Below are 21,834 nucleotides of genomic sequence, written 5' to 3' on the forward strand. Positions count from 1 at the left end.
TTTAAAACCTTCTCTTGTTGGAATACTGATCCACATACTAAACTCCCAGAAGAAGATTATAAGGCTAATTGTATGTGACTTTATTTCAATACGTTAGTTCAACCTTTATATCCCTAAGTTGAACTAACAACTCTCCCATAAGAGGGGCTTCTCTTCGCCGGAAGCTTACCCGCGTCAAACGCGCTCATATTTACTTTTCAAAGAATCTTGTCAAGGTAAATAGCCTTTGAGAGGCACTGGTAAATGTGGATTAACCGGCAAAAAACAGCTGAATGTCTCTGCCAAACGTCCGTTTTCCCAAATGTTTCCAACATTGAGATCGTGTTTTGTAGGCACTTGATCGGGAGTCAATCTTAGCGCGGTCAAGTTGTTGTGGATGAAAAACGCACATTTTCGTTGTTACGCACAACGGCCGCCTGCCGATTCTGTATTCCGAAGAAAAACAGTCTGGTTACTGCTCGGAACGGGGCTACTCACGTTTCAGGCATCGGGGCAATCACTCAACCTCAATCAGGTTGTTGAGCAGAGTGTTCGGCAATATCCGTTTCTGAAAGCTAAACAGGCCGAAATCAGCAGCGCTGAACGACGGGTGGCCGCCAGCCGGACGGAATTTCTGCCAAACATGATTGTGCAGGATCAATATAATTATGCCACCAGTAACAGCCTGAACGGCTCGTTTTTTCCGAATGAAGGCACGAATATTTCTACATCCGGGGGCGTTCGTGCGACCAACGTATCGCAGGCCAGCTTTGGCAGTTTTACCAGTGCCTCCATCGAGTGGCGGGCCATTACGTTCGGACGGGTAAAAGCCAACGTAGCAGTGGCCAATGCTGATCTTCAACGCAGCCGGGTCGACTACGAAAACGAGATTTTCCAGCACCAGGTCCGCACCATTGATGCGTATTTACAACTCCTTATCAATCAGAAACTGGTTCAGATTCAACGGAGCAATCTGGAGCGGGCGCAGACATTCAAACGCGTGGTCGATTCGGGTGTCCGGTCGGGCATGAAGGCCGGGGTCGATAGCTCGCTGGCTACTGCCGAAGCCGTTCGTGCCCGGCTGCTACTGCTCGAAAGTCAGCAGCAGGAACAGGTGCAGCGGTTGCGACTGTCGGAACTGACGGGTCAGCTTCAGACAAACATGCAGGTCGATAGCATGCAGTTTTACACGAGTCTTCCAAACGGTACGTTCCTGTCCGACTCGCTGTCTCCGAAAAATCCAACGTTGCGGTTATTCCAGTCGCAGATCAATCTGTCGGCGGCCCGGAGTCTGGCCACGCAGCGGGCGGGTATGCCGACGATCTCGCTGGTTGGGGTGGGCAATGCGCGTGGATCGGGCTTTTCCAATCAGGGCGATATTTTCCAGAGCAACCAGATCAACGGGCTTGGCTATCAGGTATCAAACTACCTCGTGGGCGTAGTGGCCCGGTGGAATCTGACCAACATGCTACGTAGTCGGCAGGATTACCACGCCGATCTTTTTCAGGTCGAACGGTCGCGGCAGTTGTTCAACACGCAACGGCTACAGATCACCCGCCAGTATCAGGAAGCCGAAACCCAATACCAGGTAGCGCTCGAACAGGCCAGGCAGGCACCGATTCAGTTACGGGCCGCCCGGCAAGCGTATAATCAGGCAAAGTCGCGCTACGAAAGTGGACTGGCCGATCTGATAACGCTGCTTCAAACGGTCGTTACACTGAACCGCGCTGAAGTCGATGGCTACGTAGCGACCAGCAACGTCTGGCGCTATCTGCTCCTGAAATCTGCTGCTGAGGGGGATTTATCGCTATTCATGAATCAGGTAAAATAAATGGGTTTACAGTTCACTGTTTACGGTTTTCAGTTGCTGGCGCATACAATGCTGGCGCGTCAGCAACTGAAAACCGTAAACTGAAAACTAATTAATCATGTACAACATCATTCGTTCTGCGTTGCGAAAACCTATTTCGGTGGTCGTGGCTGTTATGGGACTCCTGTTTTTTTCGGTCATGTCGCTGTTTACCATTCCGGTCGACATTTTTCCGAACCTCGACTTGCCCACGATCTACGTCGTGCAGCCCTACGGCGGGATGGCGCCCGACCAGATGGACGGCTTCATTGCAACCCGCTATCAGGATCACTTTCTGTACGTATCGGGTATCCGCGACATCGACGTAAAAACCATTCAGGGGCTGTCGCTGATCAAACTCTCGTTCTATCCCGGCACCGACATGGCCCAGGCCGCGGCTGAAGTTGCGAACAACGTATCACGCGCCAAAGCGTATATGCCGGAGGGCACTGTGCCGCCCCAGGTGGTCCGGTTCGATGCCAGTTCGGTGCCAGTGGGGCAGTTGGTGTTCGAAAGCCCGAGTCGGTCGCTGAACGAAATTCAGGACTATGCGTCGTCGCGGGTGCGGCCGATGTTCTCCCGGATTGCGGGCGTATCCAGCCCTCCGCCGTTTGGGGGGAACCAGCGGACCGTAATCATCAAGGTAAATCCACAATCGGTACGTAGCTATCAGCTAACGCCGGAGGAAGTTATTAAGTCGATCGTCGCCAACAACCAGCCATCACCAGCGGGTAACATTCGCATCGGTGAGAAAACCCTGATGACACCGGTGAACTCACTGGTGAAACGGCCTGAAGATTTCCTGAATATTCCCATTCGCGTTGGATCGGGACCCACCGTGTTCGTGCGCGATATTGCCACGGTCGAAGATGGGGCCGACGTAACGGTGGGCTATGCCCTGGTAAATGGTCGTCGGGCCGTGTACATTCCGGTGGTGAAAAAATCAGATGCGTCCACGCTCGACGTCGTGAACAACATCCGCAAAGCCCTGCCAGAGCTTCAGGCTGCCGTGCCGGAAGATGTCAAACTGTCTTACGAATTTGACCAGTCCGTTTACGTAACGAACTCGCTCAAGAGTCTGGTGACAGAAGGTATTCTCGGTGCGGTGTTAACGGGTCTGATGGTGCTGCTCTTCCTGCGCGACTGGCGTAGTGTGATCATTGTGGTACTGACCATCCCGATTTCGATTCTGTCGGCGGTGATCATGCTCAATCTGGCCGGCCAGACGATCAATATCATGACGCTGTCGGGGCTGGCCCTGGCCATCGGAATTCTGGTCGACCAGGCTACGGTGTCGATTGAGAATATTCACCAGCATCTGGAAATGGGGAAACCCAAAGCCGTGGCCATCTGGGATGCCTGTAAAGAAATTGTGTTCCCCGAATTCCTGATTCTGCTGTCGATCCTGGCCGTCTTTGCGCCCGCGTTCGTGATGAGTGGCGTACCGAGGTCCATGTTCCTGCCGCTGTCGCTTTCCGTGGGTTTCGCCATGATTGCGTCGTTCCTGCTCTCGCAGACATTCGTGCCCGTGATGGCCAACTGGCTCCTGAAAAGCCATCCTCCCCACGAAGCACCAACACTGGCACTCGATGCGAATGAACGACATATGATTGAGAATGAAGGCGCTCATCCCGTCAAGAATGCCACGGGTTTCGATAAGTTCAAACAGCGTTATTCGGGCTTGCTCGAACGGCTTCTAAATGTCCGGGGCGTGGTTGTTGGTGGCTATCTGATTGGCAGTCTGGCAATTATTATCGTCTGCTTCCTGTCGATCGGAACGGATATTCTGCCGCATGGCAATAGCCACCAGTTTCAGATGCGCCTTCGTATTCCCGATGGAACGCGGGTTGAACGTACCGAAACCGCTACGTTGAAAGTGCTGGATATTCTGAAAGAAACGGTTGGCAAAGACAACGTTGAAATTTCGTCGGCCTATGTCGGTACAGTACCGTCCAGCTACGGTACGTCCAACATCTTCGTGTTCAACAGTGGGCCGCACGAGGCTGTATTGCAGGTGTCGCTGAAGGAAGATCACCCCGTGAAGATGGACGATCTGAAAGAAGAACTTCGGCAACGTATCGCCAAAGAAATGCCAACGGCCAGCATCTCGTTTGAGCCCATTGAGCTGACCGAAAAGATCATGAGCCAGGGGGCATCCACGCCAATTGAAGTGACCGTAGCGGCCAAAGACATCGCTGAAGCGGGACGGTTTGCCAACAAGATCCGGGAGCGCATGGCGAAGATTGATTTCCTGCGCGACGTGCAGATTGCGCAGCCATTGGCGTACCCGGTTCTGAACGTAACGATGAACCGCGAACGCGCCGGACAACTGGGCGTTACGTCGACGCAGGTAGCCCGGTCGATGGTGGCTGCTACCTCGTCCAGCCGCTTTACCGACAAAAATCTATGGCTCGATGAGTCGAAAGGATTGGCGTATCAGGTGCAGGTGCAAATTCCGGAATACCAAATGGGCAGCGCCAGTGACATCGGTAATATCCCGCTCAAAAGCGGTGAAATGCACCCGCTACTCTCGGACGTAGCGACCTTCTCGGAAGGTACGGCGCCAGGTGAATACGACCGCGCCGGCCCGAATCGGCTGGTAACGATTACGGCTAATTTGCAGAAAAAAGACCTGGGTACGGCGCAGAAAGCCGTAGAGAATGCCATTAAAGAAGCGGGCGAACCGCCACGGGGTGTACTCGTTGAAATGGGCGGCCAGACGAACCTATTAACTGATACGCTCAGTAGTTTGCAAACGGGGCTGCTGGTGGCTATTATCATTATCTTCCTGCTGCTGGCGGCTAACTATCAGTCGTTTAAGTTATCACTGGTGATTCTGGCTGCGATTCCAGCGGTGGTTGCCGGAGCACTCTTGATGCTGCTGGCCTGCGGTGCTACGTTGAATCTGCAATCCTACATGGGGCTGATTATGTCGGTGGGCGTGTCGGTGGCCAACGCCATTCTGATGGTTACCAATGCGGAAAACCTGCGACTCGAAATCGGGGATACGCGAAAGGCGGTGGTTCTGGCGGCCAACAGCCGGATTCGCCCGATCCTGATGACCAGTATCGCGATGATTGCCGGGATGGTGCCCATGGCATCGGGCCTTGGCGAGGGGGGCGATCAGATTGCCCCGCTGGGCCAGGCTGTAATTGGTGGATTGATTGCCTCAACGCTGGCATCGCTATTGATTCTGCCCTGCATCTTCACGCAGCTTCAGGCGAAAGCCGCCATTCAATCCGTATCGCTCGACCCGGAAGATCCGGAAAGCAAATACTATCATCCGGAAATGAGCCCCAGTGTTTAGACGGCTCTCACCCATTGTTCCTCGTCAACTTTCAACGGAAACAACCATGACTTCCCAACTAATTATTCGCGCTTTCACGCTTTCGCGCTTCCACGTTTTGTGCCGGAAGAAACCGTTTTTCAACCTAATCGGGTCGGCCTCTCTTGCCGTTGGCATGGCAGCCTGTTCGACGGCCAGTAGCGATAACAAACTCGCCGAAAAAGCGCCTGAAATCCAGCAGGTTGACGTATCAACTGTTCAGGCATTACAACCTAGCAAGCAGGTCACGCTTCCGGGCGAACTGAAGCCCTGGAACCGGGTAAATATGTATGCCAAAGTGAAGGGCTTCGTGCGGGATATTTCAGTCGATCGGGGCACGCAGGTTCATAAGGGGCAGGTGCTCGCCCGGCTCGACGCCCCCGAAGTGATCTCGGAACTGAGTCAGGCGCAGGCACAGCTACAGGCGCAGGAGGCCACGCTGGTCGAACAAACGACGCGTGCCCGTGCCAGCCGGCTAACGTATCAGCGGCTGCTGCAAACGGCAAAAATGGAAGGTGCGGTTTCGTTGAACGAGATCGACCAGGCGCAGGCTAAAATGCAGGCCGACAGCGCGATGGTAGCCGTAGCGAAGGGCACCGTGCAGGCAGCCCGCTCGAATTATCAGGCCAAAACCGAACTCCGGCAGTACCTTATCATCACGGCCCCGTTCGATGGGATGGTGATCGAACGGAACATCAGTCCCGGCGCATTGGTTGGAGCGGGCGACAGCGGTAAGCCCCTGTTCGTGCTGGAAGACAGCCGGACGCTACGGCTGACCGTGGCGATTCCGGAAACGTTTGCCAATCAACTTAAAACAAAGAGTGCTGTTTCGTTTACGGTCAACGCCATGCCCAACCGTCATTTCAATGCGAAACTGGCTCGTTCGGCCCAAAGTCTGGTAGAGGCCAACCGGGCAATGATGGCTGAGTTCGACGTAGCAAACCCCAGCCATGAATTGAAAGCTGGGATGTATGCCGACGTATTGATGCCAATCGAACGAACGGGGAAAACGATGTTCGTTCCCACAACGTCGGTGGTGAGTTCGAGCGAAAAGATGTTCGTGATCAAGGTGAACGACAACCGGGCGCAATGGGTATCGGTCCAGAAAGGCAACGTTGTGGATAGTCTGGTGGAAGTATTCGGCGATTTGCAGGCAGGTACGACAATCGTCAAAAAAGCCTCCGAAGAAATTCGGGATGGTCAGGAAGTCAAAGCCGTAGCGAAGAAGTAATTCTAATCGACTATATGATTAACGGACAGGCCGAAAGTTTATAACTTTCGGCCTGTTGTCATATATAGACATTTAGCAAGCCAAAAATCACCCAAAACATGCAGCCTCATCAATTAGTGAAGCAAATTGAATTTCTTAAAGAGATCGATAAATTAAAATATATCCAGCGTCGGACGAAGCTTTTTAACAGTGAAAGACGCGAAAACGATGCCGAACATAGCTGGCATCTGGCCATGATGGCCATAATTCTGGCTCAACATGCCAATACTGAAATCGACCTGCTGAAAGTACTGAAAATGCTTCTGATCCATGACATTGTGGAGATTGATGCGGGGGATACGTTCATTTATGATACGCAGAAAAGCCATACCAACACCAATGAAGAGCGGCTGGCTGCTGAACGTATTTTCGGTATACTGCCTGCCGAGCAGGCCGCCGAGTACATTGCTATCTGGGAGGAATTTGAGGAGAGTCAAACCAACGAAGCGAAGTTTGCCCGGTCGATGGATCGATTGGAACCACTCCTTCAGAATGCCTCCAACAATGGTGGCACGTGGCAGGAGTTCGATGTTGACTATGCTAAAGTTTACGAAAAGAAACAGGTGATCAAACACGGATCTACAGCCATTTGGGAATACGCAGAACAAGTACTGAACGATAGCGTAGCGCATGGTATTCTGAAGAAAACAATTTACTAGAATCACTTAGCGTACCAATACCAGACGTCCCTTTCTTACGGGCCTGGTGGGTGTAGTACGTAGTGTATACGTATAAATGCCAACGGGCAGGCTGGTTCCATTCAATGTACCATCGAATGGGTTTGGGTACCCCCTGGCAGACGAATAAATCACTTCGCCCCAGCGGTTGAAAATAGTGACTTCTGCATCGGGAAAGGCTTCGATGCCCGGTAAATCCCATACGTCGTTCAGGCCGTCACCATTCGGCGAGAAGGCATCCGGTATCCAGACACCGTTATAAACGGTAATATGAATCGTGTCTTTGGCGGCACAACCTGTACTGTTTTTTACCTCAAGCATATAGGTGATGTCATTATCAATCGACATAATCGAGGGGTTGCCCAGGCTCGGATTGTCCAGATACGTAGCGGGTGTCCACTGGAACTGATTCGGGTTGCCAGTATAGACAGGATCTAACGTAAACGTATTGCCTTTGTAGGTCGTCAGCGAATCAATTAGTTTAATCGTTGGAATAGGGGCCACAACGGCTACTCGGGTGGCCACCGTTCCAGCACATTCGGGAGCCGCTTTGACGGTGTACGTTAGTTTATGGTCGCCAATATCCGCTGATTCTGGACTAAACTGATTCCCCGTTACTCCGTCGCCGGCAAACTCGCCCCCCGGCGGACTACCCACCAGCGTATACACAGGATTGTTGGGGCCGCACACCCCCGGAATCGAATCAAGCGTGACAAGAACAGGCGCGAGCTGGGTTATCGTAAGTGGGGGAGACGTACCATCACACCCGTAGGAATCGGTAGCCGTCACGCTAAAAATTCCGGCTGTTCGGGTCGTATACTGGCCCCCATTGCTGCCAACTTTTGTCCCATCTTTTTGCCATCTATACGCTTCGCCACCGCTGGCATTCAGCGCTAGTGAGTCGTTTGGGCAAATTCGGTTCTGGCCCGACGCCGATTTGATAACTGCCTGCACGGCCGCCGAACGTTCGAGCGAAGTGGTGTCGCTGCTCGCTTTACAGCCTACCGTTTTTTGTGTCAGTGCCGCGAAGTAACGACCTGGCTCGGTCGTAAAAAGCGTGTCAGTTGTCTGACCAGGTAACGCCTGATTCTCCCGATACCATTGATAGGCCAGACCCGTATCGCCCACGGCGGTTAAGATGGCGAAACCTGTTGTGGCGCACAAATGACCGAGGGTACTGATTTTCGCTTTGGCACTGATTTGTTTAACCGTTAACGTATCGGAGTCGCCCGACTTGCTGCAAACGGCTTTCTGAGAGACGAGTAACGTATATTGACCTTCATCACGAACCGTGAGCGTTGCATTGGTAGCGCCCACTATATTGGTACCATCCCGGCGCCACTGGTAATTCCAGTCAAGATTGACCGTCGCTACCAGAACGGTCGACTCGCCCGTACAAATCGTCGTTGTTGTGACCTTGGGCCGGTCCATGATCTGGACAGTGGGCTCGGGTGTCGTTTGGGGTGGGCACTCAACGACCAGTAGCTGGAAGTCACGCCGTACTTCACCAATCTTGACACCACCGCGGTATTCTTCCACTTTTACGGCAAAGACAAACAAACCCAATTCAGTCGCTGTCACCGTTAACTGGCCGGTTCTGGCATTTACGTTCAGGGTGGGGCTACCGGGCATGGCATTGGAAGCACTAAAGCCCGAAAGCCAGCTGACATCTGGATAAGGTCCTGCCGAAACCGCATTCTGATTCGTACCTTTCTGGTTGAGGGGTGTCACCATAGAATACCGCAGTTCGTCGCCATCGGGGTCAGTGCCACCAAACGGAAACTTGAACGGATCGCCTATGCAGACATACTCGCCGTTGATTGTGCCAAAATGAGGTGACGAATTCGTGAAATATTGCCCGTTTTGCTGAAGGGCCGGAAATTCAAGGTAAAAGGTGAATCCTGTTTGATCGGGGTTGCTGATATTGTTGATTCCCGCGTTACGGTTACGCGTCTGGTAGGAAATGTAGTAACCTTGTGGATCGTTGTAAGTAGCCGGAGCCAGCTGAATGGTGGCTAGATACGTAATGACAACGAACCTGAGGTTACGTTGTGCCGCGCAAAATTCATTTGCATAAACGACTGGTTGCTTGGAACCGGCTTGATTGACGACGAATGTGGTCATTTGCCTATTGTCGCTTTTGCGAAAAATTCCAAGCATTCCAGACGTAGCCTGGGTGGCCGCTCCACGCGTTCCGTCTTCAATATATTGAGTGACCGTTATCTGGTAATGGCCCTGTACGTCGCCCAGGTAGCGCATTTCGATCTGCCCGCCTACCTGATGGGTAGCCAGCGCAGGCATAGAGATGCTCAATACCAGGAGCCAGATTAAAAACGGGAAGGTAAAAATGCGCATAAACAAGTCGTTCTAAATCTCCTGCTTACTATGTAATTACGACTGTGTTAATTAGTACCTCTTTATAGAAATGGGAGTCTGTTACTGAACAACGAACAAACAAGTTACCGCTAATTTGCACATGATGCCAGTCCGCCGATCTTTTTACTATAAAGAAAAATTATCCGTATTTATACGCATCTGCCGAACACTGGATGCGGTCCTGAATTAGCTGATCTGGCATGCCACAAGTCCGAATACTCTAAACGGATCAGCATGATGCTCCCAGAAAACCGGATACTATTAAGCAATACGTAAAACAGGTCCGGCCCGTTGCACAGCCATCTTCACGAAGTACTATGAAACGGGCCGGACCTACCGACAGCGTGTCAGATGTCTCATTCATCCAGCATCAGCCAGGGGTACGTGTCGTCATTGTCGAGGAAATACCGGCAGGCCAGCTCATTGTTTTCAGCCATTATCGCTCTGATGATCAGATCGGACCCTAGCTTTCCAAATTGATTAAGATCATTCAGGATAATGGCTATTCGTGCCTTCCTGGGCCAACCAGACTGGCTTTGGTTAAGACAATGTTTAATAAACCAGTGCAAATCAACCGGATTGAACACGCGTAACTGTCGCAGGTCGATCTGCCACCGTTTGATCTGATGCCGCCTGGCTAAAGCGATCGTAGCCAGTGATCCATCTCTGAAATTTTCGCTGGAGGGAATGCCCACCCATGTTTGCTGCAACAGATGCACACTGCACTCCGTTACTACCGTGACGTGTTCGTTATGATACGTTTTCATTAGGTGCACAACAGCAACGGTTTACGATACCCGCGCAGTCAATGTCGCGAATGCTTTTTCTGAATAGGCCCGGTGTAACTCACCCTCAGCCAGGCGGTAAGCATAGACGAACTTATCGTTTTCCTGCTGGATAATCCCCATGTCTTCGAGTTGTACAACGTTGTTCCAGATACGTTGCAGACTTCCATAAAACTCATCTTCTGACTGGGATAACAAAACCTGTAAGGTAGGCTGGGACGTAGTGTCCGAAGGGGTTGGTGCGGTTGGCATGGCTGTACGCGTCATCTGCTGGGCTATTCAGGTTGACCGCTGTTTCACGGTTTAAGAAGGTAACGTATAGGTCCGGCATCTGATATTGGATTAATGGGCAACCAGGCGTCTTAACACCCTTTTTTATATTCTTTTAACGATTGATAGATCAGTCTTATGGCTTTAAGGGGCTGTCTGTTAATACCGCAGAAACGCTTTTAAGTCTGATAGTAGGGGAAACACCTATGTTTCCTGGCTGTATATATGGATACGTGGAATGGGCGAGGTCCGTTGCGGATATAAGTCGCCATGGGCAAAGAAAAAGCCGGATCGTCGTAACGATCCGGCTTTTTTTAATAACTCTTGTTCTGATACAATAAAGTACTACGTGCCCGACGTAATGAACAGTTTTACCTGCATCTGGTCGTTCGGCCGTTGCTGATTCCCAAGCACCACCCGCTGAACCAATGATTTCATGCTGAAATAACCGGTGTTAGGCGTTGGAACGGTGAGGATCAGGGGTTGAGGCAGCGATTTCTGTTTTAGAATCTGACCCAGATAATACGTTAGGTCAAACGTGTACGAATCGGAAATTAACGGCGAATTCGCATCGTAGCTGTAATAGGTTGTTGCCGCCACCGCTGCTAAGGGATTCGTCCCTCCCGGCACCGTTGCAATCACCTGGTTTTGATTGTTGGTTACATAAAGCTCTACCGGATCCGGGGTTTGACCCGGAAGCAGCGCTTGGCCGGGAGGTGGAGTGTTATCTCGTAAGCTACGCCGAACGGGGCTAATGACTAATAACGCTTTGTTGATGTCAGCAAAATTTAGGGGCCTGTCAAACTGAGTGATATAGGGGAATTCAATTCGGGTTTGGAGACCAGCGCCCAGGGCTATAAACGTCGTGTTGTCCGTTAGGCGACTATCAACAGCGGCTGAACGACTTTTTAACGCACTCAGTGGGGTACCACTGAAATCGGTTATGAATTTAGTAAAATGGAGTGATGCAATCGGAAACAATAGGCTGACCGCTGTTTGCGCATCATCGACCGTATGGTAATAGAGCCTTAGCCCGCTTGCCCCGGCAGCCGCTGAAAAGCCTGCAATCGTATTATTCGTCGACGTACTAATGAACGCAAAGCCAGGCAGAAATTTCTCCAGGGACACCGCATCATTGATCTGTCCACTTATCAGTTGCGAATAAAACGATTGAGCCAGCGCATCAGACGTCCGCAGTCGTATCTGCTTGCCGCGACTTTGTGGCTGAGGCAGTACCGTTTTTTGTATAAATGGAGTCGCTTCGTATGGAACCGAACTCGTATTGTAGTATAACTGAGGAACGAGTGGCTTCGTCAGGCGGTGCACATTGATACTATAAGCAGACGTAGTATCGCCGTACACAAATGAATAGTTCATTTCCAGCACCAATGAATCTAAAACCAGATTCGTTTGGGTGGAGAGCGTGTTGGCTGTATAGTCAAGCTCGGCAAAAGCGCGCATGCTTAACAGACCCGTTTGTGGGTCGCTCCAGCGCCCGACCAAAACGTTATTCTCAGGATCGGCCGACGTAACAAACGAATCAGGCCTCATCACCGTCGATGACCGAACCGTGATCGTGTCAATAGATTGTATTGTCAACTCCTGTGGGTTGATGACCGATTGACCGACGTTAAGATCACCCGATTGACAGGCAAACAGCAATATACCGGTCAGCAAGAGCAAACCGGCGTACCATAAAGTACGCATAAGCAATGAATTCAGGGAATTTTTACGCCTAGTTGACGTAACTCTTCGTTGGTCAGCGTAGGCAACGCCTTCGTCTGTTGTATTTTCTCAACCACCCGCTCACCGACCCGCTGGGCCTGTTCCTGGCTGGAAAAACCAACCATACCGGACTGACCCGGTATGGTTGGTTGATGAATGAATAGTTTACCGTTGGTCAGAATATCATACCCCCAGCCCGCTGGCGTTGAAAACGCCTGAACCTGATAGGGATTCTGCCGGCGGTAGACTTGATAACCTGTCAGACCAGCTAAAGCAATTAGGATCAGGATCAATCCCAGTCGAATCAGGCGGGTTCGAGACGGTCGATTTTTATTCGTATTGATGGCGTTTTGCACGCTTACAGTACTTGTTCTATAGTTGGGTCAAAATCCCACAAATCATCATAAGGCGCTGAAAGACTGCTGCCACCGGTGGTAACATAGCCCTTGTTGCCAATGGCAAACCCAATGGCATACGCGCGGGGTGCGCCTTCGAATGCACCCAGTGAGGTCCAAAGATCCGTGGCAGGATCATACTGCCACACCGTGGTGCCGGTCGACGTACCACTGCCCAACGTGACGTACCCTTTGCCACCCACAGCAAAACCAACGCCATAGCTGCGGGCAATAGATGCCTGATCGGTGGTGAAGTCTAGCTTCTGTGTCCAGACATCCGTAGCTGGATCATACACGTACCAGTCTTTCTGCTGAGTTGAGTTGTTGTTTCCCGTACCGACGTAGGCCATATTGTTGATGACGAACGAAACAGCGCCTACGCGTTTGGCACCACCGTAGCTCGCGACCTTTGCCCAGGTGTTGGACGTTGGCTCGTAGGACCAGATGTCTTTCAGGTAGTTACCGTCGTTGCCGGTTCCCACATAGCCTTTCGCCCCAATGGCAAACGCTACGGCTTGGTAGCGGGCTGTTCCACCAAAATCGGCTACCTTTTTCCAGGTGTTGGCAGCTGGGTCATACTCATAAAAGTCTTTCAGCAGATCGCCATTTATGTTAATACCCGTGCCAATGTATCCTTTATTGTTGCTGGTGGCAAAGCCTACCCCGAAATTACGGGCTGCGCCAATGTAGTTAGCCTTTTGTGTCCAGGCATTTTTGGCGGGATCGTAGGCCCAGAAATCCTGCAGGCGCTGGCTTTTGTTATCGAGCCCGGTGCCCATGTAGGCGATGTTGTTAATAACGAAACTGGAGGCTCCTGTGCGGGCTACGCCTTCAAATTCCGATTTAACTGTCCAGTCACCCAGGGTCGCTACTGTGCTGGAGCCACTGCAACCGACCAGGAAGCCGGTCCAGCCGAGGCAAAGAACGCCCAACGCCCAGTTGATGCGTTGCTGTTTTTTTGTTTTCTTAGTTACAAGAGCGGAAAGAGTCTCAGAAGCTACGGATTGTGACCGAGAGTCGGTTGCCGAAAGAAATCGAAATGGTAAATGAATCATGAAAACGAGCGTAAACGAACGGACTAAAATGTAAAGTTATATCAATTTGAGTTAAGAACGGCGATTTTGCCGCCCGGATCAGCCTGAATCAATCTGGAGCGAAGCCATTGGGCGTTACCACAGGACATTGCTTCGTCGCTGATATAGAGAATAAGTAGGTTTGACAAAATTACGCCAAACACTTATTACTTAGCAACGTGAGGCTTTCATAAAAATTCTTAATTGTTGCCATATACACCAAACCTTTGCTAAAAAACAAAACGATTACGTCACAAAGACCCCCTTTGTGACGTAATCGTTGGAATGACAGTTGAAAGACTGGACTTATAATTTAAACGTTTTGAACACTTTAACCATTGACTGGCCACCTGCCTTTCGTTGGATAGACGACCCCAGGGATTTCAGCGGATTGGTGGTAACACCCGAACGCGTGCTGGCACTACCTGAAATCTGCGCCAGAGCTGTGCTCAATAATGCTTCTTTCGTATCGCCCAGCGGTAATAGATTAATAGGTTCTTCTACTTCTATGTTAGGTGTAAAGCCGGTTGAATAATCAGATTTTCCGGCACTGTTGAATGATTTGAACACAATGGGCTGCATGCCCCATTTAATTTTGCCGCTGTCGTCGGTGACAGTAATGGAACCGACGTTTTTGCCGTAAGTGGTTGTGCCAATGGTCGTCACCGTCATATAAGGGCGTAATCCATTGATGATCAGTTCACTGGCCGACGCTGTATTGTCCGTTGTCAGTACAAATACCCGCGAGAGGTTGTTGCCAATGCTCTGCGATTTATCCAGGAAGTTCTGAATGAAAAAGCTGCTGCCGTATTCTTTCTGCAAGTCGGGTGTAATAGTGGCGTTCCATTCTTCGCGGAAATATAAATTGCTCGAACTAATGCCTTTACCGATAAGGCTGGCCAGGTTAGCTGATGATGACGTATAACCACCTGGGTTATAACGCAGGTCAAGGACTAGTTCATTAACGCCCTGTGCTTTGAAGTTGTTGAAAATAGCGTCAACCTGATTGTCATATGTGTGATCATCCGAGCCAGAGGGACCCGTAATGAACTGGTTATAGACAAAATACCCAACCTTTTTGTTACCAATCGTATAGACAGAGTCCATGAATACCGGATTCTCCTGGAAGACCGTAGCCGTTACGGTTACTGTTTTATCGGTATCCACCAGCGATTGCCCGCTCACTGCGGCCAGCCCATAGGTGAATGTAGTACCCGTGAACAACAGATCCGAGTAGTTCGTGGTGTTGAGTGAGGTGCCGCCTACTTTCGAAATAATATCACCCCGTTTCAGACCCGCTTTGGCGGCTGGTGAATTGGGTAATACGTACAGCACCTGGGCGATTACGTCGGTTGAGCCCGATGACCGAAGATATAAGGTGAAATTCATCCCGGTTGTAGTCGATTGTCCACTCAGTTCGGATTTTAACGTATTGCCGTCATCTTCAATCCACGAAAAACGGTCGCCCGTGGGGTTGGTCGTGGCGTTGTAGGTGTTCAGAATCGACGAAAAGAATTTGTCAGGGGCCAGCGTTGTATCAGGGTTCGCCGGAATCTTGTCATTCCAGTAATACAAGTACCGCATCTCGTCCAGAATCCAGCCATCTACTGACTGACTCGCACCGGATGACGTACTGAGCTGTGGGGTGACGTCGTCGGTGGTCTTTTTACAGGCTGACAGGGAAACAATAAATCCAGCAATTAATAGCCAGTTCAGCGACCATACGCGCTTTGGAAGTTGATAGTTGAACGTGTTCACAACGTATTTTTTCATGTGATTGTCTACAAATAGATTGCTTTACTTATCGACTTTACGACAAGGAAAAGCCCATTGTTGCACAACGGATTAATAGATAATTGGATTTAACGACAGTTTAATGAAGTTCACCGACATAATGACGAATTGAATCGACAGAGACAGCTCGGGATAAAACGAAAATAGACGCCATGTTTGAGACCAATAAACGTGTATCAGCGTATAGTAAGAACAATCGAGTGAAGCTCTGTGTTCGTAGATAACGATTAGTAATCAATAAAATTTATAGATTTAATAGATTTATAATTTTTCCCGTTGTACTCACTAGGGTAATCCCTAAAAATGAGGCTACAGGCCCAAAAAACAGGCTGAAGCAGCATCCACCAATGTGAGTTGTTTTGTATCTTTGAGAGAATAAACAGAATCCAATCAAGTATCCTGTGGAAAGACGTAATGCGTTAAAAACGATGGCCGGGGCCGTTGGAGGGTTTATCAGCCTGCCTGCCTGGGCCAACAGCTGGACGGCTGAAACCGTCCGTTCATCTCGCCAGATTCTCTCTCGTGGCCAGGTTGACTTGCTGGCCGAGATGGTCGAGACGATCATTCCGGTGACAGACACGCCCGGCGCCAAAGCCCTCAACGTTCATCAGTTTGTGCAGAAAATGGTGGCAGACTGCTACGCGAAGCCAGCGCAGGAAACCTTCCGCACGGGCCTCGCGTCTTTGGATGGACTGGCCCAGAAAGCATTTTCGAAACCTTTTGCCGAAGGAGACGTAGCGCAACGTACTGCCTTGTTAACCCAGCTCGGCCAATCGACCGATCCAGCACAAAAAAACTTCTATTCGTTAGTCAAGGGATTGACGATCCGAGGCTATATGAGTTCGGAGTACGTCATGACGAAGCTGACGCACTATCAATTTATTCCCGGTCATTATTACGGCTGCGTGCCGGTTCAGGCAAAAGCGGTTACTCAACCAAAATAAGGTATTTGGTATTCGGTTTATGGTATCCGGTAGGCTGACGCAAGAATGCTGATGCGTTATCCAGAAAGGCCGTAACGGCGGATCACCGTAAACTGAGTACCATAAACCGAATACCCTACATTATGTCTTACTTAAATATCGACGCTCAGGCCCTTAATACCTACGACGCTATCGTCATTGGCTCCGGTATCAGTGGAGGCTGGTCGGCCAAAGAACTTACGGGCAAAGGTCTCCGGACGCTCGTTCTTGAGCGCGGTCGCGATGTGCGCCACGTGACCGATTACCCGACGACCAACATGCAGCCGTGGGAGTTTGAACACCGTAATCAGCTCCGGCAGGAGGTACGGGAAGCAAACCCGATCATTAGCAAATGTTATGCCTTCTATGAAGGCACCGAACAGTTTTTCGTGAAAGATGCCGAACACCCTTATGTTCAGGACAAACCGTTTGACTGGATTCGGGGCTACCAGGTGGGCGGAAAATCGCTCATGTGGGCACGCCAGACCCAGCGGTGGAGCGACTTTGATTTCGAAGGGCCTGCCCGGGATGGATTCGCTGTCGATTGGCCGATTCGCTACGCTGACATTGCGCCCTGGTATAGCTACGTCGAGAAGTTTGCCGGTATTACAGGCAATAAAGACGGTATTGCCACCCTGCCCGACGGGGAGTTTTTACCCCCGCACGAGTGGAATTGTGTGGAGAAACATTTTCAGCAAAAAATAGCCGCCCGTTATAAGGACCGCCACGTGATTATGGGTCGGGCGGCTCACCTGACGCAACCCAAACAGATTCACTTCGATCAGGGACGGGCGCAGTGCCAGCACCGCACTATCTGCGAGCGGGGTTGTCCATTTGGTGGGTACTTCAGCAGTAATTCGACGACGATTCCCTGGGCCGCTAAAACGGGAAAAATGACGCTACGTCCTAACTCGGTCGTTCATTCCATTATCTACGACGAGAAGAAAGGCAAGGCAACCGGCGTTCGGGTTATTGATACCAACACGAAGAAAATGACGGAGTATTATGCCCGCATTATCTTCCTGAATGCGGCCGCGTTAAACTCAAACCTGGTGCTGCTGAATTCCACCTCGAACCGTTTTCCAAATGGCCTGGGTAATGACAGTGGTGTGTTAGGAAAATATGTCGCCTTTCACAACTACCGGGCGGGCATCTCAGGGGAGTACGATGGCGACCTCGACACCACGACTGACGGACGTCGGCCAAACAGTCCGTACATTCCACGCTTCCGGAACGTATTGAAACAGGAAACGGGCTTTTTACGAGGCTATGCCGCTGGTTTCTCGGCGGGTCGCTCATCGAACTCCGACCAGAGCGGGGTAGGAGCTGATCTGAAACAAAGTCTGCTGAATCCCAAACTCGGCGGCTGGTATGTTGGCTCGCACATGATGGGCGAAACCATTCCGAAAGAAACAAACTACGTAGCACTCGATCCTTCGCTGAAAGATCCGTATGGCATACCGCAACTAAAAATAGCCATCGTCTATGACGATAACGACGATAAAATGGTGAAGGATTATCAGGAGCAGATGACGGAGATGTTTACCGAAGCGGGTTTCAAAAACATTCGCGTGCGTGATGACCACCGCAACCCAGGCCTCGATATTCACGAGATGGGCGGTGTGCGGATGGGCAAAGACCCCAAAACGTCGATGTTGAACAAGTGGCACCAGCTTCATGCCTGCAAAAACGTATTTGTGACGGACGGCGCCAGCATGACCTCAACGTCAACGCAAAATCCATCCCTTACCTACATGGCTTTCTCCGCCCGAGCTGTCGATTATGCCGTGAAAGAGATGAAAAAAGGGTTGTTATAAATGCGTTCGATTGCAGCTTTAAAGCACAATGGGGCCGGGTTTGCAAACCCGGCCCCATTGTGCTTTAAAGCTGGTCATCTATACTTACAGCTCATCAGTCAAAACAGGTAACCTCAGTATGTACGTGTGCAAAATAGCTTTTGACAAAAACGTACCCAATTTTATCAAATCCATGAATAAACCTTTTCTCGGTCTTACCTGCCTGTTCGCTTCGCTGGTGGCGATGCATTGCCTGGGCGACACCAGTACCGGCAAAAAGCCCACCCCCACACGTACCGTAAAAAACGAAAATCCCACGGCGAGCCTGAAACTTCCGGCAGGATTTTCGGGCACTATCGTTGCGAAAGATCTGGGTTCCACCCGGCACATTGCCATCAGCAAAACGGGCGATATCTATGTGAAACTCGCCAAACTGAAAGATGGGAAGGGGATTTATCGCCTGCGGGATACCAACAAAGATGGCGTCATTGATGAGCAGACTGGCTTCGGTGATTATCCGGGCACGGGTATCGTAATCAAAAATGGTTATTTGTACGCGTCTTCCAATAGTGCTATTTACAGGTACAAACTCAATGATAATCAGGAGGTCATTAATCCCGATCAGCCCGAAAAATTAGTGTCGGGATTGCGGGAAAAAGATCGTGATAAATCGAAGTCAATTGCCATTGATAATCAAAATAATATTTATGTGAACGTAGCGTCCGACAATGATGCCTGCCGCGAGGCCGGAACCGGGAAAGGTATTATGCCCTGTCCGCTGCTGGATTCGGTGGGTATCTGGCGCTTTAAGGCCAATGTACCGAACCAGACCACGGCTGATGGTGTCCATTATGCAACGGGCCTGAAAAACGTAGTGGGGCTGGATTGGAATGATAAAACCAACTCACTTTTTGTCACGCAGCACGGGCGGGGCAAATTCGACGATTTTTACCCGCAATATTACACGCCCCAGCAAAGTGCCGAGCTGCCTTCTGAAACCCTCTATGAACTGCATCAGGGCGACGATGCCGGCTGGCCGTACATTTACTTTGACTACGTTCAGAAAAAGAAAATTATGGCCCCCGAATATGGCGGTGATGGTAAGAAAACAGGCGCTCCGAAAGCGATCAATCCGTTGATGGCTTTTCCGGCCCACATGGGGCCCAATGCGTTGCTGTTCTATACGGGAACCGCCTTCCCCGAGCGTTACCGAAATGGCGCATTTATTGCCTTTCACGCCCAGTCATCGGTTTTGTACAAAGGGTATATGGTTGGTTTTGTGCCGTTCAAAAATGGCAAGCCATCGGGCCCCTGGGAAATTTTTGCTGATAATTTTGCCGGTACTGACCTGGCTAAACCAACTGGCCCCGTTCAGCACCGCCCCTGCGGTCTCGCACAGGGCCCGGATGGCTCGTTATACGTAACGGATGATTTGAACGGAACGCTTTTCAAAATTAGTTATGCTGGAAAGGCGACGGTGTCAGTGAAAAAATAAGCATCTTCGCCATACTTCATGAATAGACTGACCGGTGAGCGATACTCATCGGTCATTTTGTTTGCACGTATCGGTTGACGATCAGGCTTTTAACAAACATTAACTTGGAGATACCCAATTGATAACGAATCTTTAATGGTGAAGCTGTTTAGGATTATTCTTTCTAGTCTGCTTTACCCCTAAATCCCCTAAAGGGGACTTTATTCAGGCACGTACCAAGTCCCCTTTAGGGGATTTAGGGGTAAAGCAGACTAGAAAGAATAATCCTAAACAGCTTGGTGTAAAAGTTTGTAACTATACATAGGTTAATCATTTGAAATGAGGTACATACTTATACTTGCTCTGGTTGGATGTCTGGCCCGGCCGTCTAGGGCGCAAACGACCTATGCCGTTCAGGACACTGCTTATGTTCAGGCTGTTGAGCAAGCATTTGCTTCCCTTAAGCAGGGTAATTGCCAGACCTGCCTGACGCAATACCAACGAGCCTTTGCGATTTCTCAAAAGAGTGCTATGAGTACACTGCGTGCGGCCGTTTGTGCATACCAGTGTCAACAAACTGAACAGGCACGTGAATTTATAAGCAAAGCTACGTCGATAGATTTCTGGGTTAGTGAAGATATTTGGGAAAATCGCAAAGCGTATCCAGAGTTTGACGTCTTGCGAACAAGCCCTTTATCGGCGGATTTTCAGAATGGTATTGATAAACAAAAAATAGCAGAAGGCCGAAACCCAGTTCTTGAGCGTGAACTGAAAGAGATTTTTCGGGCGGATAATCAACCCCGATTACGCATCGATACGATTGCCAGGCAGTACGGTTACAATTCGCCACAGGCTAAACCGATTTGGGAGGGAATGCGCCGGACTGATTCGATCAACCTGGTAAAAGTAGAGCGGATACTTCAGCAATATGGTTACCCTGGTAAACATCTAGTAGGAGAGAAACAGGACATCACAGCCTGGCTGGTAATCCAACATTCGCCACTGGCTATTCAGGAGAAGTACCTGCCTATGATCCAGAAAGCCGCCGAGCAGGGCGAGTTGGGAAAATCAAATCTGGCACTTTTAATAGACCGTATCCGGGTACATAAAGGCCAAAAGCAACTCTATGGTTCTCAGGTGGCCTTAGGAGCCGATGGCAAAAATTCGTTCGAGCCGATTGAGGATGAACTCAATGTCGATACGCGACGGGCAGCCGTAGGATTGCCGCCCATTAAAGACTACGCCCGGCAATGGGGCATAGAGTATGTTCTTCCGAAAAAATAAACCAATCGGGTGCTGATCGAGTAATCACTTCATGAGCATTCATATTGGCACATCGGGCTGGAGTTACGACCACTGGCAGGGCGTTCTGTACCCGCCCAATACGCCCGTTCATGATCGGCTGGGCTACTACGTTCAGCGCTTTCAGACCGTCGAACTGAACAGTAGTTTCTACCGCTGGCCAAAGCAAGCCACCTTTGCCAGTTGGCGACAGCGGTTGCCTGACGGTTTCCAGCTAACCGTTAAAGCACCCCGCGGACTGACCCACGCCAAAAAACTCTACGCGCCCGAAGTCTGGATGGAACGTATTAAAACCTGCTGGCATGAATTACAGGAAAAACGGGCGGTTCTGCTGGTGCAACTATCGCCTAATCATGCCTGCGATTACGACCGGCTGGCCTATTTTCTGGATCAGGTGCCCGACTGGATGCGCGTGGCAGTCGAATTTCGGCACCCGAGCTGGACTAATGACGCTATTTTTTCATTGCTGGAACAGCACAATGCCGCCTATTGTATCATGAGTGGAGCGCACTTACCGTGTATTCTGCGCACAACCGCTCCCTTCGTATATGTACGTCTGCACGGACCTGACACGGACTGGTTATACGGGGGCTCATATTCCGATACGGATCTGCGTTGGTGGGCCGATCGCATTCGGGAGTGGGGAGGCATGGGGAAAGAGGTGTTTGTGTATTTCAACAACGATGGTGGCGGCAATGCGGTACGGAATGCGGAAACACTACGGTGGATACTTGGTCAATAGAGACGGAAACAGTAAACCGAATCGTTCTCTATCTTTAGCC

Annotated in this window: 16 protein-coding genes; 9 read left to right on the plus strand and 7 right to left on the minus strand. The window is 50.5% G+C overall.

Features of this window, described 5'->3' with window-relative positions; genetic code table 11:
* Nucleotides 1–376 precede the first annotated feature (376 nt).
* The 4 genes from ACYVEA_RS13710 to ACYVEA_RS13725 all read left to right on the plus strand — a co-directional run bounded on the left by ACYVEA_RS13710 (nt 377) and on the right by ACYVEA_RS13725 (nt 7,082).
* The gene (locus ACYVEA_RS13710; protein ID WP_461113995.1) at nt 377–1,810 is read left to right on the plus strand and encodes a TolC family protein; all 1,434 of its coding nucleotides are present in this window, start codon (nt 377–379) and stop codon (nt 1,808–1,810) included.
* A 97-nt stretch (nt 1,811–1,907) separates the two neighbouring features.
* Complete coding sequence (locus ACYVEA_RS13715; RefSeq protein ID WP_461113996.1) at nt 1,908–5,135, plus strand: efflux RND transporter permease subunit; 3,228 nt, start codon at nt 1,908–1,910, stop codon at nt 5,133–5,135.
* 46 nt (nt 5,136–5,181) lie between these two features.
* Nucleotides 5,182–6,384, plus strand: coding sequence for an efflux RND transporter periplasmic adaptor subunit (locus ACYVEA_RS13720; protein ID WP_461113997.1), 1,203 nt, complete (start codon nt 5,182–5,184; stop codon nt 6,382–6,384).
* A gap of 98 nt (nt 6,385–6,482) precedes the next feature.
* On the plus strand, nt 6,483–7,082 hold the full coding sequence (locus tag ACYVEA_RS13725; RefSeq protein WP_461113998.1) for an HD domain-containing protein: 600 nt from the start codon (nt 6,483–6,485) through the stop codon (nt 7,080–7,082).
* Between the two features lie 6 nt (nt 7,083–7,088).
* On the opposite strand, the gene ACYVEA_RS13730 is transcribed toward ACYVEA_RS13725, so the two are convergent.
* From ACYVEA_RS13730 to ACYVEA_RS13760, 7 genes are all read right to left on the minus strand, one after another.
* Entirely contained in the window at nt 7,089–9,455 is a 2,367-nt protein-coding gene (locus ACYVEA_RS13730; protein ID WP_461113999.1) for a gliding motility-associated C-terminal domain-containing protein, read from the minus strand.
* A 377-nt stretch (nt 9,456–9,832) separates the two neighbouring features.
* A complete protein-coding gene (locus ACYVEA_RS13735; RefSeq protein ID WP_461114000.1) occupies nt 9,833–10,243 on the minus strand; it encodes a hypothetical protein in 411 nt (136 codons plus the stop codon).
* A gap of 21 nt (nt 10,244–10,264) precedes the next feature.
* On the minus strand, nt 10,265–10,528 hold the full coding sequence (locus tag ACYVEA_RS13740; RefSeq protein WP_461114001.1) for a hypothetical protein: 264 nt from the start codon (nt 10,526–10,528) through the stop codon (nt 10,265–10,267).
* A gap of 348 nt (nt 10,529–10,876) precedes the next feature.
* Nucleotides 10,877–12,238, minus strand: coding sequence for a DUF4270 family protein (locus ACYVEA_RS13745; RefSeq protein WP_461114002.1), 1,362 nt, complete (start codon nt 12,236–12,238; stop codon nt 10,877–10,879).
* Nucleotides 12,239–12,249: 11 nt separating this feature from the next.
* The gene (locus ACYVEA_RS13750; RefSeq protein ID WP_461114003.1) at nt 12,250–12,612 is read right to left on the minus strand and encodes a DUF4907 domain-containing protein; all 363 of its coding nucleotides are present in this window, start codon (nt 12,610–12,612) and stop codon (nt 12,250–12,252) included.
* Nucleotides 12,613–12,614: 2 nt separating this feature from the next.
* Complete coding sequence (locus ACYVEA_RS13755) at nt 12,615–13,706, minus strand: Kelch repeat-containing protein (protein ID WP_461114004.1); 1,092 nt, start codon at nt 13,704–13,706, stop codon at nt 12,615–12,617.
* A 324-nt stretch (nt 13,707–14,030) separates the two neighbouring features.
* Nucleotides 14,031–15,497 carry a S41 family peptidase gene (locus ACYVEA_RS13760; RefSeq protein WP_461114005.1) on the minus strand — a complete coding sequence of 489 codons (1,467 nt, stop codon included), beginning with the start codon at nt 15,495–15,497 and terminating at the stop codon, nt 14,031–14,033.
* Nucleotides 15,498–15,946: 449 nt separating this feature from the next.
* Here ACYVEA_RS13760 and ACYVEA_RS13765 point away from each other — a divergent pair, with 449 nt between their 5' ends.
* The 5 genes from ACYVEA_RS13765 to ACYVEA_RS13785 all read left to right on the plus strand — a co-directional run bounded on the left by ACYVEA_RS13765 (nt 15,947) and on the right by ACYVEA_RS13785 (nt 21,794).
* Nucleotides 15,947–16,462, plus strand: a complete 516-nt coding sequence (locus ACYVEA_RS13765) for a gluconate 2-dehydrogenase subunit 3 family protein (RefSeq protein WP_461114081.1) — start codon at nt 15,947–15,949, stop codon at nt 16,460–16,462.
* Nucleotides 16,463–16,584: 122 nt separating this feature from the next.
* Nucleotides 16,585–18,297 carry a GMC oxidoreductase gene (locus tag ACYVEA_RS13770; protein ID WP_461114006.1) on the plus strand — a complete coding sequence of 571 codons (1,713 nt, stop codon included), beginning with the start codon at nt 16,585–16,587 and terminating at the stop codon, nt 18,295–18,297.
* A 172-nt stretch (nt 18,298–18,469) separates the two neighbouring features.
* Entirely contained in the window at nt 18,470–19,771 is a 1,302-nt protein-coding gene (locus tag ACYVEA_RS13775) for a PQQ-dependent sugar dehydrogenase (protein ID WP_461114007.1), read from the plus strand.
* Between the two features lie 318 nt (nt 19,772–20,089).
* On the plus strand, nt 20,090–21,034 hold the full coding sequence (locus tag ACYVEA_RS13780) for a DUF6624 domain-containing protein (protein WP_461114008.1): 945 nt from the start codon (nt 20,090–20,092) through the stop codon (nt 21,032–21,034).
* 31 nt (nt 21,035–21,065) lie between these two features.
* Entirely contained in the window at nt 21,066–21,794 is a 729-nt protein-coding gene (locus ACYVEA_RS13785) for a DUF72 domain-containing protein (RefSeq protein ID WP_461114009.1), read from the plus strand.
* Nucleotides 21,795–21,834 lie beyond the last annotated feature (40 nt).

Source organism: Spirosoma jeollabukense (genome assembly GCF_054777855.1).

What these genes read in the sequence shown, in the direction of transcription:
- ACYVEA_RS13785 (WP_461114009.1), top strand. Translation starts at nt 21,066, where the DNA reads ATGAGCATTCATATTGGCACATCGGGCTGGAGTTACGACCACTGGCAG.
- ACYVEA_RS13760 (WP_461114005.1), bottom strand. Translation starts at nt 15,497, where the DNA reads ATGAAAAAATACGTTGTGAACACGTTCAACTATCAACTTCCAAAGCGC.
- ACYVEA_RS13735 (WP_461114000.1), bottom strand. Translation starts at nt 10,243, where the DNA reads ATGAAAACGTATCATAACGAACACGTCACGGTAGTAACGGAGTGCAGT.
- ACYVEA_RS13730 (WP_461113999.1), bottom strand. Translation starts at nt 9,455, where the DNA reads ATGCGCATTTTTACCTTCCCGTTTTTAATCTGGCTCCTGGTATTGAGC.
- ACYVEA_RS13715 (WP_461113996.1), top strand. Translation starts at nt 1,908, where the DNA reads ATGTACAACATCATTCGTTCTGCGTTGCGAAAACCTATTTCGGTGGTC.
- ACYVEA_RS13765 (WP_461114081.1), top strand. Translation starts at nt 15,947, where the DNA reads ATGGCCGGGGCCGTTGGAGGGTTTATCAGCCTGCCTGCCTGGGCCAAC.
- ACYVEA_RS13770 (WP_461114006.1), top strand. Translation starts at nt 16,585, where the DNA reads ATGTCTTACTTAAATATCGACGCTCAGGCCCTTAATACCTACGACGCT.
- ACYVEA_RS13740 (WP_461114001.1), bottom strand. Translation starts at nt 10,528, where the DNA reads ATGACGCGTACAGCCATGCCAACCGCACCAACCCCTTCGGACACTACG.
- ACYVEA_RS13780 (WP_461114008.1), top strand. Translation starts at nt 20,090, where the DNA reads ATGAGGTACATACTTATACTTGCTCTGGTTGGATGTCTGGCCCGGCCG.
- ACYVEA_RS13775 (WP_461114007.1), top strand. Translation starts at nt 18,470, where the DNA reads ATGAATAAACCTTTTCTCGGTCTTACCTGCCTGTTCGCTTCGCTGGTG.
- ACYVEA_RS13720 (WP_461113997.1), top strand. Translation starts at nt 5,182, where the DNA reads ATGACTTCCCAACTAATTATTCGCGCTTTCACGCTTTCGCGCTTCCAC.
- ACYVEA_RS13745 (WP_461114002.1), bottom strand. Translation starts at nt 12,238, where the DNA reads ATGCGTACTTTATGGTACGCCGGTTTGCTCTTGCTGACCGGTATATTG.
- ACYVEA_RS13755 (WP_461114004.1), bottom strand. Translation starts at nt 13,706, where the DNA reads ATGATTCATTTACCATTTCGATTTCTTTCGGCAACCGACTCTCGGTCA.
- ACYVEA_RS13725 (WP_461113998.1), top strand. Translation starts at nt 6,483, where the DNA reads ATGCAGCCTCATCAATTAGTGAAGCAAATTGAATTTCTTAAAGAGATC.
- ACYVEA_RS13710 (WP_461113995.1), top strand. Translation starts at nt 377, where the DNA reads ATGAAAAACGCACATTTTCGTTGTTACGCACAACGGCCGCCTGCCGAT.